15 protein-coding genes, 1 tRNA gene and 1 pseudogene are annotated in these 13349 nt (G+C 41.5%); 9 read left to right on the top strand and 8 right to left on the bottom strand.

The annotated features are described in order from the left end of the window. Nucleotides 1–61 precede the first annotated feature (61 nt). The gene (locus CLI64_RS28880) at nucleotides 62–1561 is read left to right on the top strand and encodes an MBOAT family protein (protein ID WP_103140416.1); all 1500 of its coding nucleotides are present in this window, start codon (nucleotides 62–64) and stop codon (nucleotides 1559–1561) included. A gap of 415 nt (nucleotides 1562–1976) precedes the next feature. Continuing rightward, nucleotides 1977–3059 (top strand): photosystem II q(b) protein, encoded by a 1083-nt coding sequence (psbA, locus tag CLI64_RS28885; protein ID WP_103140417.1) that lies wholly within the window; start codon nucleotides 1977–1979, stop codon nucleotides 3057–3059. A 128-nt stretch (nucleotides 3060–3187) separates the two neighbouring features. On the opposite strand, the gene CLI64_RS28890 is transcribed toward psbA, so the two are convergent. Then, entirely contained in the window at nucleotides 3188–3457 is a 270-nt protein-coding gene (locus tag CLI64_RS28890) for a hypothetical protein (RefSeq protein WP_103140418.1), read from the bottom strand. 150 nt (nucleotides 3458–3607) lie between these two features. Then, nucleotides 3608–4755 (bottom strand): annotated as a pseudogene (locus CLI64_RS28895) (DNA cytosine methyltransferase). A gap of 435 nt (nucleotides 4756–5190) precedes the next feature. Here CLI64_RS28895 and CLI64_RS28900 point away from each other — a divergent pair. The 7 genes from CLI64_RS28900 to CLI64_RS28930 are packed head-to-tail and all read left to right on the top strand — an operon-like array spanning nucleotide 5191 to nucleotide 9065. Beyond that, nucleotides 5191–5526, top strand: coding sequence for a cation:proton antiporter subunit C (locus CLI64_RS28900; protein WP_103140419.1), 336 nt, complete (start codon nucleotides 5191–5193; stop codon nucleotides 5524–5526). Next, nucleotides 5526–6959 carry a cation:proton antiporter gene (locus tag CLI64_RS28905; RefSeq protein WP_103140924.1) on the top strand — a complete coding sequence of 478 codons (1434 nt, stop codon included), beginning with the start codon at nucleotides 5526–5528 and terminating at the stop codon, nucleotides 6957–6959. Before CLI64_RS28900 ends, CLI64_RS28905 begins: the two co-directional genes overlap by 1 nt. Next, nucleotides 6956–7339 carry a Na+/H+ antiporter subunit E gene (locus CLI64_RS28910; protein ID WP_103140420.1) on the top strand — a complete coding sequence of 128 codons (384 nt, stop codon included), beginning with the start codon at nucleotides 6956–6958 and terminating at the stop codon, nucleotides 7337–7339. Before CLI64_RS28905 ends, CLI64_RS28910 begins: the two co-directional genes overlap by 4 nt. Further along, entirely contained in the window at nucleotides 7336–7593 is a 258-nt protein-coding gene (locus CLI64_RS28915; RefSeq protein ID WP_103140421.1) for a hypothetical protein, read from the top strand. The genes CLI64_RS28910 and CLI64_RS28915 overlap by 4 nt, the downstream gene beginning before the upstream one ends. Beyond that, nucleotides 7590–7868, top strand: a complete 279-nt coding sequence (locus CLI64_RS28920) for a monovalent cation/H(+) antiporter subunit G (protein ID WP_103140422.1) — start codon at nucleotides 7590–7592, stop codon at nucleotides 7866–7868. Before CLI64_RS28915 ends, CLI64_RS28920 begins: the two co-directional genes overlap by 4 nt. Then, entirely contained in the window at nucleotides 7861–8406 is a 546-nt protein-coding gene (locus tag CLI64_RS28925) for a DUF4040 domain-containing protein (protein WP_103140423.1), read from the top strand. The genes CLI64_RS28920 and CLI64_RS28925 overlap by 8 nt, the downstream gene beginning before the upstream one ends. After that, complete coding sequence (locus CLI64_RS28930; RefSeq protein WP_103140424.1) at nucleotides 8403–9065, top strand: Na(+)/H(+) antiporter subunit B; 663 nt, start codon at nucleotides 8403–8405, stop codon at nucleotides 9063–9065. Before CLI64_RS28925 ends, CLI64_RS28930 begins: the two co-directional genes overlap by 4 nt. A gap of 202 nt (nucleotides 9066–9267) precedes the next feature. Here the strand turns inward: CLI64_RS28930 and CLI64_RS28935 are convergent, their stop codons facing one another. From CLI64_RS28935 to rsfS, 6 genes are all read right to left on the bottom strand, one after another. Continuing rightward, complete coding sequence (locus CLI64_RS28935) at nucleotides 9268–10695, bottom strand: YcjF family protein (protein WP_103140425.1); 1428 nt, start codon at nucleotides 10693–10695, stop codon at nucleotides 9268–9270. A 41-nt stretch (nucleotides 10696–10736) separates the two neighbouring features. Then, entirely contained in the window at nucleotides 10737–10901 is a 165-nt protein-coding gene (locus CLI64_RS28940; protein WP_157943334.1) for a group I intron-associated PD-(D/E)XK endonuclease, read from the bottom strand. A gap of 168 nt (nucleotides 10902–11069) precedes the next feature. Continuing rightward, nucleotides 11070–11146 (bottom strand) — tRNA-Met (locus CLI64_RS28945). Nucleotides 11147–11192: 46 nt separating this feature from the next. After that, on the bottom strand, nucleotides 11193–12146 hold the full coding sequence (locus CLI64_RS28950; protein ID WP_103140427.1) for an asparaginase: 954 nt from the start codon (nucleotides 12144–12146) through the stop codon (nucleotides 11193–11195). A 91-nt stretch (nucleotides 12147–12237) separates the two neighbouring features. Then, nucleotides 12238–12738: a CGLD27 family protein gene (locus CLI64_RS28955; protein ID WP_103140428.1), complete on the bottom strand. Its 501-nt coding sequence runs from the start codon at nucleotides 12736–12738 to the stop codon at nucleotides 12238–12240. Then, nucleotides 12735–13193, bottom strand: coding sequence for a ribosome silencing factor (rsfS, locus tag CLI64_RS28960; protein WP_103140429.1), 459 nt, complete (start codon nucleotides 13191–13193; stop codon nucleotides 12735–12737). Before rsfS ends, CLI64_RS28955 begins: the two co-directional genes overlap by 4 nt. Nucleotides 13194–13349 lie beyond the last annotated feature (156 nt).

Genomic DNA, 13349 nt, shown 5'->3' on the forward strand with positions numbered 1-13349 from the left:
GGAATTTGATAACTAATGGCTAATGACTATTGACTATTGACTATTGACTATTAACTAAAATATGGAATTAATATCTATCGTTTATGGGCTTTTTACCCTGAGTTTATTGGGTATTTATTGGGCTTTAGAAAAACCTCAAATGCGCCTAATGGCTATATTAATCGGTAGCATTTTTGCCTACTCGTCTTTAAATACTCAATACATACCTCTTTTATTAGCTCTAACCTTTATTAACTTTCAGTTTGGGCGAGAAATAGGGAAAAATACTTCGCCAGGAAAACATAACTTAGATTGGCAAATCTCTAATGAGGAATGGCAATTTGCCAATGTAGACTGGAATCAAAGACGATTAAAACTTTTGTGGCTAGGAGTTAGTTTAAACGTCTTAATCCTCTTAGGCTTTAAATATATAAATAGTGCGGTGGCAATGATTTTTGATAGTCCAGTTAGCACATCAGGTAATCTGTTTAAAGTCGTTGCACCTTTGGGAATATCTTTTTTTACATTTGAATGTATCGCTTATTTGGTTGATGTCTATCGTGGTGCGCCTGCAAGTAATCAACTGCTGAAATTTGCCGCCTATAAATTATTTTTCCCCAAGCTAATATCAGGGCCAATTACGCGCTATCACAATTTTATTACGCAATTTAATTCACTAGAATTTCCTGCTACTAATAGAATTGCAGAAGCTCTATGGTTAATTGCTAGAGGTGCTGTGAAAAAAGGCATTTTAGCAGACCGTCTCAGCATTTTTGTTGATTTGTGTTTTGGGAATCTGCAAAGGGCTGGAAGTAATGATTTGTGGCTGGCGACTTTGGCCTATGGTTTGCATTTGTATTTAGATTTTAGTGGCTACGTAGATATCGCCCGTGGTAGTGCTTTATTGTTTGGGTTGGTGCTACCAGAAAATTTTGATTTCCCCTATTTCAGTACCAGTATTGCGGAATTTTGGCGACGTTGGCACATGACATTAGGTGATTGGTTACGGAATTATGTTTACTTTCCTTTGGGTGGTTCTCGTCAAGGTTTAACTCGCACCTGCTGGAATTTATTTATTGTCATGCTGATTGCCGGGATCTGGCATGGTTCTATCTGGACTTTTGTGGTTTGGGGTGCTTATCACGGTTTAGCTTTGGTGATACATCGACTCATGGATGCAATGAGCGATCGCTATGAGAAATTAGAGCAATTCTGGCAAAATCCTCTAGGCGTAGTTTTAGCTTGGTTCATTACCCAAATAATGGTATTTACTTCATGGATTTGGTTCCGTCTACCTAATCTGCAAGATTCTGTTTGGGTCTTTCAGCATTTGTGGAATCATCCTGCGGATTCGCAATTCTATCAAAAGGTTTATGTTGAAGCCCTCAACACTAGTCCTCATCAAATAGCCTGGATTATGGGTATGTTAGCGGCTTTCATGGGTTTTACTTATATCTTCAAACGTCACCTCAAACTAGACATTAGTTGGCCGTTGAAGTTGGTGTTTGTACCTCTGTGTTTCTATGCTGTGTGGTTGTTCGCGCCTGAAGGTAGCGTTCCCTTTGTTTACTTCAATTTCTAACTACAATACCGCTAAAAGTTAATCACAGTCAGCACTGACAGGCATTGTGTATTTTTATAAAGTAATGAACTGTTTCTAAGCCTCTGATGTCAACGTACTGATCCTGAAAAACCCTGATTTCATCAGGGTTTTCGTTTTGAGAATTGTTGAGAAATATTACAGAAATGTATTTGCTTTTTGTCTTAATAAAAGTACATTATTCTTATTTATTAGTATTAAAGTCTGGAAGTTAGCCATTTCAAAGATAAATTGACTTTTAACAGTGTGAAGCGATCGCAATAAGCTTATTATTTGTTAATAACAATACAATAAACTTAATCAACAAAATAACGTAAATTCATGTAGACTTTAATTCGACGGGCATAAATTTACACGCCTAGTCAAAATTGATAGGAATTCAAGCAATCATAAACACATGACCACAACCTTACAACAGCGTCAAAGCGCAGGCGTATGGGAACGGTTCTGCAACTGGATCACCAGCACTGAAAACCGCATTTATGTCGGTTGGTTCGGTGTATTAATGATCCCCACCTTGCTAGCCGCTACCGTTTGCTTCACCATCGCTTTCATTGCAGCACCTCCTGTAGACATCGATGGTATCCGTGAACCCGTTGCAGGTTCCTTAATCTACGGAAACAACATCATCTCTGGTGCAGTTGTTCCTTCTTCTAACGCCATTGGTTTACACTTCTACCCCATTTGGGAAGCAGCTTCCTTAGATGAGTGGTTGTACAACGGTGGCCCATACCAATTGGTAATTTTCCACTTCTTGATCGGATGTGCTTGCTACATGGGTCGTCAGTGGGAATTGTCTTACCGCTTAGGTATGCGTCCTTGGATCTGCGTAGCTTACTCTGCTCCTTTGGCATCTGCTACCGCAGTATTCTTGATCTACCCCATCGGACAAGGTTCCTTCTCTGACGGTATGCCTTTGGGTATCTCCGGTACCTTCAACTTCATGATCGTGTTCCAAGCAGAACACAACATCCTGATGCACCCCTTCCACATGTTAGGTGTGGCTGGTGTATTCGGTGGTTCTCTGTTCTCTGCAATGCACGGTTCCTTGGTAACTTCCTCCTTGGTGCGTGAAACCACCGAAACCGAATCCCAAAACTACGGTTACAAATTCGGACAAGAAGAAGAAACCTACAACATCGTTGCTGCACACGGTTACTTCGGCCGCTTGATTTTCCAATACGCTTCTTTCAACAACAGCCGTTCCTTGCACTTCTTCTTGGCTGCTTGGCCAGTAGTTGGCATCTGGTTCACCGCATTGGGCATCAGCACAATGGCGTTCAACCTCAACGGTTTCAACTTCAACCAATCAGTGATTGACTCCCAAGGTCGTGTAATTAACACCTGGGCTGACATCATCAACCGCGCTAACTTGGGTATGGAAGTCATGCACGAGCGTAACGCTCACAACTTCCCCTTAGACTTAGCATCTGATGAAGCTGCTCCTGTTGCATTAACAGCACCTGCTATCAACGGCTAATTCTTCAAGCTTTTAGCTAAACAAAAAGCGTTCCTCTCAGTGAGGGACGCTTTTTGCTTTTGATTAAGTTAGTAGTGAGGACTTTAGTCCTCAAATACCTCTATACCCTGGTTAAAATCCCATCAAACCTAAACTGTAGCTAATTGCTTGAGTTGACTTTGTGGTGGTTCACTCAAAGTATTATGAGTAGAAATAGGCTCACTTTCAAACCATACGTAAGTTAATTCATACTCTGTAAATTTATAACCAAAAGTAGCCGCAAAATTCACTATTTTGTTTGTGTCCCAATGCCAACTACCTAACAGACCTCTGTTAGAACAATTATTAAAGTATGCTTCATAAATGGATGAATCTAACATCAAAACTTCATAAAAAGCATGAACTTGCTGTAACGACATAAAATTTTATCCCCGAAAGCTTTTATTTTTGTATTTAATAAGACCTACATTTAGTTGCTGAAATATTCCGGTTTGAATATTAGAGCCTTAACGAGTCTTTATTTATTTGAGAAAATAAAATTCTGGGGAAAACAATCGATTGATCTAACCTTAGTAGTAAATTTGACCACTAACTAAAAAATCAAGAATTGTTTGAGCTAATGCTTTTGATGCTAGATATGGCACACCATTACCTATAGTTTTAAACATATTAGTAAGTGACATATTTTCTGGTAACACGAAATTTTCGGGTAAAGATTGTATCGCTAAAGCTTCCGCTACAGAAATACGTCGTGCTTTGTATGGGTGCAGATGAACTTCATTATTACCGTAACAAGCTGTGGGTGAATAACGCCATCGATGTAGGCGTTTAAAAGATTTTTTAGAATCATCTCCTTCTGCAATACTAGTGAATTTTTTTATACCTGCTCTTGGCTGAAAATAATGATGAGCATGAGGATGCTCTAAAACATGATTTTTTCTAAACCAATATTCAACTGTTAATTCTGGAATAATTCCATCAGGACAAGGAATGATAGAATCTTCTTGAAATGGCTCACATTGACTCCAAGGGTAAGAAAAAACGTCTTCTCTAGGATAGAGAATGTGACGCAACCAAGGAAAACGCACTTCATTAAACAGAGAATTCTGATGATTTCTGATACCTATATCTGTTAATATTTTTTTTTAAACCCTAATAAAATAATTCTTTCCCTATCTTGAGGGACACCATACTCAATAGCATTAATTAGCCTTTCTGTTAATACATAATCAGCCTGTTTTAATTGTTGTTTGATAGACTCAAAAAAGAGCCGATGTTTTTTAGTTCGCCACAAACCTTTGACATTTTCAAATAAAAAGAAATCTGGTAAATTACGACAGATCAATTCTATATAGGCGGCTGTTAGTTTCCCCTGATCTCCGACATATCCTCTATTTTTGCCCCCAACTGAAAAATCAGGACAGGGTGGCCCACCAATAAACCCGACAAGATGATTTGATTGGCGACAACTTTGAACTAGTTCACACAGTTGCTGTGCTTGTATTCCCTCAAACAGTTGAGTTACATCACTGCTTTCTCCATAATGAGATCCATATTCTGGCAATGACAGTTTCATCATCTCTCGTGAATAACGGTATGCTGCCATAAATGGTGGGAAGATTTCATTGACATAAACAATATTAAAACCGCTTGTGGCAAAACCTAAGTCTAAAAATCCTGCTCCTGAGAAAAAGGAGAAGATACTAGGAATAAACATAACTTTTATATTTTCTCAAAAAATAAAATTTATTTACTAGCTAGTGGCTATTGAGAAAGAGCCTGCAAATATTCTGTAAATTTATAAAATGTTACATTGCCGGATTCATCAAAGTCGAACAATTTGCTGATTTATGGTAATATTCAATGATTTTCATAAGCTATTTTGATGATAGTAGAGATACTCATTGATAGTAAAATTGGTTAAAGTTTAGATTCTCTTAACATTTTTACAATAGCCCAAACCTTTGAATTTAGATAACTCATGCAACTTATAAGTGTGAGTAATTTGTCAATTCATAAGATTTACCAATGTCTAAAGCCCAGAATATTTACTGAGAAAATATCTATTAAGCTAACTCCAATAAATCTGAAATAAGCAACTATCTTTCCTCCCAAGATTCTACAGCCTACCCTTACCCAAGCGATAATTCCTGTGTTAGAAGCCTGTATATTCGCAACGATATTGTGCGGCTTTTTCGGCATAATTCTGAAAAAGAACCTGTTGATGAAAATTGTCTCTATGGATGTGATGAGTGCGGGGGTGATCGCCTATTACGTGCTGATTGCATCACGGGATGGTTTATTTTCACCGATTGTGGGCAAAGTGGAAAATCCAGACTACTCCGATCCCGTTCCCCAGGCGGTAATTTTGACAGCAATTGTGATTGGTTTTTCGATTCAAGCATTGATGTTAGTCGGTGTGATGAAACTGTCACGAGATAATCCCACCTTGGAAACCAGTGAGATTGAGAAGAACAACACGCCATGATTCACACCATAACGATCGCCTGGATTGCACTACCATTTTTTTTGGGGTTCTTGATTTTTTTAGTTCCCAAACTCAATCGCCATCTCACATTGTGGGGTGCGATCGCTTCCTTTGCTTTCGGCTTACAGTTATTTTTCGAGCCGTCGCCCATTCAACTCAACTTACTCGATCATTTCGGTGTAACGTTACAAGCTGATCAATTAAGCGGCTACTTTATCTTAACCAACGCCTTAGTAACAGCTGCGGTCATTATCTACTGTTGGTACAGCGATAAAAACGCTTTTTTCTACGCCCAGACAATTATTGTACATGGCAGCTTAAACGCGGCTTTTGTCTGTGCAGATTTTATGAGTTTGTACGTCGGCTTAGAAGTAAGCGGAATTGCGGCTTTTTTATTAATCGCCTATCCCCGTAGCGATCGCTCAATTTGGGTGGGTTTGCGTTATCTGTTTTTCAGCAATACAGCGATGCTGTTTTATCTAGTAGGCGCGGTACTAGTTTATCAAACCCATCATTCATTTGCTTATGCTGGTTTAAAAGGCTCTCCACCAGAAGCGATCGCTCTGATTTTCTTGGGACTATTAGGAAAAGCGGGAATTTTTGTTTCTGGCTTGTGGCTACCCTTAACCCACTCCGAATCAGAAACCCCTGTCTCGGCTTTACTTTCTGGAGTTGTTGTCAAAGCCAGTGTCTTACCTCTGTTGCGTTGCGCGTCGCTTTCCCCAGAACTGGATTTTATCGTCAGAGTTTTCGGTGTGGGGACAGCTTTGATGGGTGTATCTTGCGCTGTATTAGAAAGAGATAGCAAGCGGACACTAGCCATGAGTACGATTTCACAGTTGGGCTGGATAATTGCTGCACCAGAAGTAGGGGGCTTTTATGCCCTAGCACATGGACTAGTAAAGTCAGCACTTTTTTTGGTAGCAGGATCATTACCCAGCCGCAAATTCGCAGAACTTCAACAAAAGCAAATTGATACAACCGTTTGGATCGGCTTAGTCATAGCGAGTCTATCGATTTCCGGCTTGCCCTTATTGTGCGGTTTTGGGGCGAAGATATCGACCATGAAACACCTGCTACCTTGGCAAGCGATCGCCATGAATGTCGCCGCCGTCGGTACAGCCATTACCTTTGCCAAATTCATCTTTCTTCCCCATAAACTCCAGGGCGAACAGCTAGTTAAACCAGGTTTTTGGCCAGCCGTCACCCTGTTAATTGGGGGACTATTTGCCACCAATGTCATCTATCTTCAGGCGTATAACCCTAACGACATCATCAAAGCGATCGCCATTATTGGGGTAGGTTGGTTAGCTTACACCTTCATTTTTAAACGAGTTGCTGTTTATCTTCCCCGTGTGTTGGAAGAATTTGACCATTTAATTGGGATGATGAGTCTGATTTTAATCCTACTGTTTTGGATGGCAATGACATGATTGGGTATTTCATATTACGACTGGTAATTTGGCTACTACTCACAGCTAATGTGAGTTTGACAAATATTCTGATCGGTGTAGCCATTGCTCTGCTATTGCCACGCGTTTACACATCACCAGATAAAATCAAGGATTGGCTACAAGTAATCGTCAAGATCATCGTAGCTATTCCCGTGGCTTATTTGGAAGCCTTTGAAATTATTTTCCGTCCCCATCAACACGAAGAAATCATTCTCGAACACGTCAAACCCAAGCGATCGCCTAATCTCGTCTTTTTAGATATTTTCATCATTACCTTTACACCCAAAACCATAGTCACCAAGTACCGCGAAGAAGGTTGGTACGAAGTTCACCAGATTCAACCGAGGAAAAAAGCATGAATTTGGAAATCGCCATCATAGCTATGCTTGTGGCTTTGCTCATCCCCATTTATGAAGCCTGGAAGACTGATGATGTCTGGCAAAAAATGTTGGCTTTAGCCAGCATTTCCAGCAAAGTCGCCATCATGATTTTGTTCGTTTCCGTCCTCCGCGAAGATTGGATGATTGGCGTGGTAGCGGTAATTATTTTGAGTGTGGGTAATGCGGGGTTAATGTTACTAGCACAAGTATTGAAGCGACTGAACGAAGTATGATCAACTTTTTGAGTTATACCTGTATCTTTATCGGCCTCATTTTCTGGTTTTGGGGTACAGCGCATCTAGTTAGCGATCGCTCAGTCCTCTTTAAACTACATGGTCTTTCCGTCTCCGACACCCTCGGCTCAATGCTGATGATTGTGGGTTTGCTGCTCAAAATCCCCAGGGAATGGCCACTACTCCTGCTCGGATTCATCTGTCTAGCTATGTGGAATACCATGCTGGGTTACGTATTAGCTTACTGCTCTACTCCAGAGGATCAAAATGACTGATAGCTATCTATATATAATTATTGCCCTCCTACCATTAGCAGCTGGTATGGTTGTCACTCAAGCCAACCCCTACCATGCTTTAATCATTCGGGGTGTATTAGGTGCTATAGCCGCAATGGTAGACGCAGTTTTAGGTGCGGTCGATGTCGCTTTAACCGAAGCCTTGATGGGTACAATGTTGGCGATTACCCTCTACGCCGTGGCAGTACGTTCCTCAATGGTGATGCGTCTAGGGATAATTCAAGATGAGTCAACTGAGACACAAGACGAAGATTCAGGGAAAGTTATTGAGGCTTTACGCAATGTCGTCAAAAAACACTATCTCCGTCTAGAAATCGTTCCCTACACCAATACCCAAGCTTTGCAAAGAGCGTTGATAGACAAAGAAATTCACGCCACCTGTGTCCCTGGGGATAGAGAATATCACACCACAATTAGAATCCAACGCCTTTACGACATCATCAAAACTGAACTCCCCACACCAGCAACTAGCCTATCTTACGTAAACGTTTCCGACTTACAGGAGCAACATTCATGAAATGGATCTACATCATTGCGGGAATAGCACTGTACGTCAAAATGCTAGTTCTACCAAATCCCGCACTCAGTTCAACCCAAGCTGCAATTGTAGACATGGTAGTTCAAGATAGTGGTGTTCCCAATGCCGTGTCGGGGATTATCTTTCGCAACCGCTTATACGACACCATCTTTGAGGTAATCGTTTTTACTATCGCCATTTTAGGCTCAAATTATCTTCTATCTAACGAAAATCCATCTTGTCCCATCTATCAATTCAAAGACCAACCTTCAATTGTTTTAGCCCGTTTAGGTGCAACAATTACCGCCATAGTTGGAATTGAACTAGCGATTCGCGGACATCTCAGCCCTGGTGGTGGTTTTGCGGCTGGCGTAGCCGGAGGAACTGCGATCGGACTTGTAGCAATCACTTCATCCTACCCCTGGATGCAGGAAATTTACCAACGTTGGCACGCTGCCACCTGGGAGAAAGTTTCAGTCTTAATTTTTATAGTCCTCTCAGTCATTACTCTAGCAGGCTACGAGTTACCACACGGACAATTAGGAGAGTTGTTTAGTGGTGGTGTTCTCCCCATATTAAATATCATCGTCGCCATCAAAGTCGCCTTGGGTTCTTGGGCTGTGGTGTTAATTTTTATTCGCTATCGGGGGTTATTGTAGAGCGATCGCATCATCTGCTTGTACACACAAAACTTTATATTACATATTGGGCGTTGTTGAAATAAATGTTTAACCTGAATTCAACAACACCCATAAAATATCTCATTATCCTTGAGTCTCAAGTTATTAAGCAAAGGCGTAAAGTTTCACTTTGTGTCTTTGCGCCTACCGCAAGCGGAACGCCAAGGGCGAATGCGCGAAATTAACCCACAACTTCTGGTACTAAACGCTTCACACCTTGCTTGACAAAACCTTGCAGAAAAGCTAACTGCTGATTTTGTTGGAAGACATTTTGTAAGGTTTGACGCAATTTATCTAAATTCAAATTATTACCAGAATCTAAAGCAATTTCTTGTTGTTCAAAATATGCAATGAGACTCAAGCCAGCAACTCTAGTCAGATAAGCTGCACTCACACCTTGCACTAAACCACCAGCGACAAAGGTGACAGCGTTACTTTTAAGAACAGTGCTAATAGCTTTAGTAGAAAGTTCCACTAAACCCAATTTCAGCATCAAACTTCCCATAGTTCCTGCTACGGTTTGCGCTTGTTCTAGGGAGAATTTTTGCTGATAGATATTACCCAAATCCATTACCATTTGAGCATTAATTGCCGCCGTTGCTAAAATATCCAGTGCTGGAACTGGGTTAGCAAAAGCAGCAGCCGCAGCTATCCACTGATATTGTTCAATAATTGGGGTAGCGCGATCGCATCTCACCCCATTCAAATAATTTTTCGCCTCAGCTTTTAACAGCAGAGCCTGTCTAGTGGTAGTTGTCCACACCAATTGTTGACTTTGCTGTACTAAAATCTCGTTTAACTGCTGCGTCAATTGCTGAATATCTGACGCTGGCTGTTCCATCCACTCTTGTAGAGTTCCATCAGCTTGATGTTTCCGCACTTTCACAGCTACAGGGGAAGCTGAAACAGCAACTACATGATCTTGCTGACGTTGTTTTAATGACTGCAAAATACTAGCACGTTCATCTGGCAAATATTGGTCTTGTTTGTTGAAAACTAAGACTTGTGGCTGATTCGTGGCTGTTAATTGTTTTAAGGCTTGAAATTCCGAATCAGTCAAATCACCATTAGTTAAGAACAAAACTAAGTCTGATTTTGCTGTTTCTGTGAGAATAGCCGCATCAGAGGTTTCTACTTCTCGAAACAAGGGTGCTGTTTCGTAAAAGCTGACTTTTTGCTGTGTTTCTCGCCAATTACTAGACTCTAGCACCTGAATTAAGGTACTTTTACCAACGGATTTACCGCCAGTCACAGCTAATCTCAAATCTTGTCTGTCTAACTCTACAGGTAATGCAGCTAGCTGTGTTGTGAGTGTCTCTAAAGCTGGATGGTTGACAGCTTCTTGCGCTAACTGATTAATAACGACTTGAGTTTTAGCGATCGCATTCACTGCTGTTTCCCGATCAGTAATGATACCACTCGGTTGTTCTGCATGGTCATGGGGGAAGTTACGCTTCCACAGCCACAAACCACCACCAAAAGCTAAGAGACTGACTAAACTTAGCTCACCTACCTGCATAATTGAATGATGCCAACTTTGCACCATCCACAAGGAAAAGGATAATCCTAATCCCCCTATTAAAATTGGTCGCTGTAACTTCACAACCATGACTCTCCGAACTTTGTGGAATATTCCAATTCAACAATAAATCAAAACCCTGCTGCACCGAATTGTAAAGGTAAGATTAACTCCCCAGCCTCACGATATTTTGCCGAACGGGGTTTACGCTGGCGTTTGTCGGTTTCGACAAGGTGTATTTCGCTACCATAGCCGATAAACACAAAAAAAGGTAAAAGGTAAAATGTAAAAGGCAAAAGAAGGAATTGTTCTTTTATTCGTGGGGCGATGAATTGAAAACATAGCTACGCTGTGAGCTATGTAAGCAATGTAAAAGAACATTCTTTTGAACTGTCACCCATACTTCTTAAAGCATAAAACAAAACCCCGTAATCTTTAACGAATACAGGGTTTTATTTTTAATTTGGTGGCGGGAAGTGGATTTGAACCACTGACCTTCGGGTTATGAGCCCGACGAGCTACCAGGCTGCTCTATCCCGCGTCGCTCTTGACTTTTCAAGTATAACCCGAAATCTCAAGTTTGACAACTATAAAAACGATAATTCTCCGACAACCTCTAGACGCGTGTATTTGCCTGGGTTCATGAACTTTTCTGCCAAGCTTTCGGCCACACTAGGAGTAATCCAGCCCATTTGTTGCAGTAGGTGAATGGCGACGGCATATTTAGCGCGTTTAGAACCATCCATTACTTTAATCGCCAACCCCATGCCTTCACCCAACCTACCAATACACTGTACTCCTTCCGCGCCAGATTTGCTAACTAGTTCCCCTGGAGTAAGACGCATTAATTCCGTGTCAAATTCCCCATCGCCAGCTACCATTGCGGGGTGATGAGTCATGGCGCGGACAATACGCTCCATATCTAAGTTATTACTAGCGGCTAATAGCGCATATAGGGAAGCAATTTGACCCAATTGCATCAGATATGTAGGTGCGCCGCAGTCATCATGCGCGCTGATAAATTCTTCAGCAGGCATTCGCAGTAATTCTGCGATCTTACCGACAATTAATTGCTGTACAGGGTGTTTACGGTCTAAATAATTATTCAACGGCCAGTGACGCTGCTGACACACAGCTAACATCCCCGCATGCTTACCAGAACAGTTGTATTCCAGAGGACTGCGCTTGTCCTGGGGAATGGGACACTGGAGGACTGAGGGATCTAAGTCAGCGCGCCACAGGATATTAAACACCTGTCGGACTTGTTCTATACGTCCTTTATGAGAACTGGTGATAATTGCTAAGTCGCGATCGCTTAGATCATAACGTTCCAGTGTGCCTGTTGTGGTGACAGCCAATGCTTGGAATGGCTTGAGTGCTGAACGGACAAATGTAGCGGTTTCCGCATTACCTGCAACAGTTAGCACCCGCCCTCGTTCGTCGCATACAACCGCCTGGACTATATGCCTCGATTCAATAATACCTTCTCGCAACAACCGGACTTCCAGTGCTGCCGCTTGAGTTCGTTTTCCCATTGTCATGGGTTACATCTATCACTTTTTAGTTATTAGTCATTAGTCAACAGTCCACAGTCAATAGCTATTGACTTTTTGACTATGGACTTTTGACTATTTAAAACAAATGCCAAACTATAGTACCAGTAACAAACATTCCCGCCAAGGCAGCAAGGGTAAATTTTAACCGTTGGAGGATGGGTTTAATTTCGTAGGTGACAATCAAGCGATCGCGATTTAACACTTCTTCTGGTTTGAGCCAAGTTTGGCCATCATACCAGCCTGATTCTTCATAAAACACATTTGTACTGTAGAGGCGATCGCGTACATATAACCAGCCTAGATACAAATGCACTAATCCTAAAACTACCCCGATACTGGCCCCAGCTGCACCACAGAGGAGGAAATGCGCTAGTTGTTTGTTTGGTGGAAAACTAGCTGCGGCGACTGGCCCTGCAACTAGCCACGATAAAGCCCAAATCCACGCTAATTTTTGAATATACTGTGGCCAATGTAAGGTGCAGTCACGAAATAGCCAAGCAGTTTTTAGCTCTTCATACTCATTAAGCGGCTGTTGTTCTGTGGGTACTGGGCAATTTACCAGTGAGGAATTCATCATATTGGACTACCACCACCTTCTTGAGAGTTGGGAAGGGAAATGCGTTCTGCATGAATCCAGAATGCTTCTAAATTATAAAATTCCCTTTCCTTTGGCATCATAATATGTACAATTACGTCGCCGTAGTCTTGTAATACCCAGCTACCTTCCGCTTTGCCTTCTGTCCGTAAAGGACGGCGTTGCAACTCAGTTTCTACTTGATCTTCAATTGATTGTGCGATCGCCCTGACTTGTACTCTAGAATAGCCAGTTGTCATGACAAAATAATCTGCTAGGTAAGAGACATCTGCTACCTTCAAAACTATGATGTCCCCAGCTTTGCGATCCGATGCAGCTTCGGCAATTATGAGAGCCAAATTGCGACTTGCATAATTTTCACCCTCTGAAGTTCTGAGCGCGCTTTTGGTGACAGAGACGGATTGTAATGGTAAATTTCCTTGGAAATAATCAGACATTCAACCTCAGGTGCTTTATCCCTTTTGTGATGTTTTTGAGAATTGCTGACAAACTCCAACTAAGCGATAAGTGCGTGTTGGTTTTTTTGAATACTAACAAAAAAACAGATGTTTATGGGACTGCCTAATATATTGCAATACTCATGAGAGCCAATC

Origin of the sequence: Nostoc sp. CENA543 (assembly GCF_002896875.1) — a bacterium.
Taxonomy (GTDB): domain Bacteria; phylum Cyanobacteriota; class Cyanobacteriia; order Cyanobacteriales; family Nostocaceae; genus Trichormus.

What these genes read in the sequence shown, in the direction of transcription:
- CLI64_RS28915 (WP_103140421.1), top strand. Translation starts at nt 7,336, where the DNA reads ATGAATTTGGAAATCGCCATCATAGCTATGCTTGTGGCTTTGCTCATC.
- CLI64_RS28925 (WP_103140423.1), top strand. Translation starts at nt 7,861, where the DNA reads ATGACTGATAGCTATCTATATATAATTATTGCCCTCCTACCATTAGCA.
- CLI64_RS28920 (WP_103140422.1), top strand. Translation starts at nt 7,590, where the DNA reads ATGATCAACTTTTTGAGTTATACCTGTATCTTTATCGGCCTCATTTTC.
- CLI64_RS28910 (WP_103140420.1), top strand. Translation starts at nt 6,956, where the DNA reads ATGATTGGGTATTTCATATTACGACTGGTAATTTGGCTACTACTCACA.
- CLI64_RS28950 (WP_103140427.1), bottom strand. Translation starts at nt 12,146, where the DNA reads ATGACAATGGGAAAACGAACTCAAGCGGCAGCACTGGAAGTCCGGTTG.
- rsfS (WP_103140429.1), bottom strand. Translation starts at nt 13,193, where the DNA reads ATGTCTGATTATTTCCAAGGAAATTTACCATTACAATCCGTCTCTGTC.
- CLI64_RS28890 (WP_103140418.1), bottom strand. Translation starts at nt 3,457, where the DNA reads ATGTCGTTACAGCAAGTTCATGCTTTTTATGAAGTTTTGATGTTAGAT.
- CLI64_RS28880 (WP_103140416.1), top strand. Translation starts at nt 62, where the DNA reads ATGGAATTAATATCTATCGTTTATGGGCTTTTTACCCTGAGTTTATTG.
- psbA (WP_103140417.1), top strand. Translation starts at nt 1,977, where the DNA reads ATGACCACAACCTTACAACAGCGTCAAAGCGCAGGCGTATGGGAACGG.
- CLI64_RS28930 (WP_103140424.1), top strand. Translation starts at nt 8,403, where the DNA reads ATGAAATGGATCTACATCATTGCGGGAATAGCACTGTACGTCAAAATG.
- CLI64_RS28955 (WP_103140428.1), bottom strand. Translation starts at nt 12,738, where the DNA reads ATGATGAATTCCTCACTGGTAAATTGCCCAGTACCCACAGAACAACAG.
- CLI64_RS28935 (WP_103140425.1), bottom strand. Translation starts at nt 10,695, where the DNA reads ATGGTTGTGAAGTTACAGCGACCAATTTTAATAGGGGGATTAGGATTA.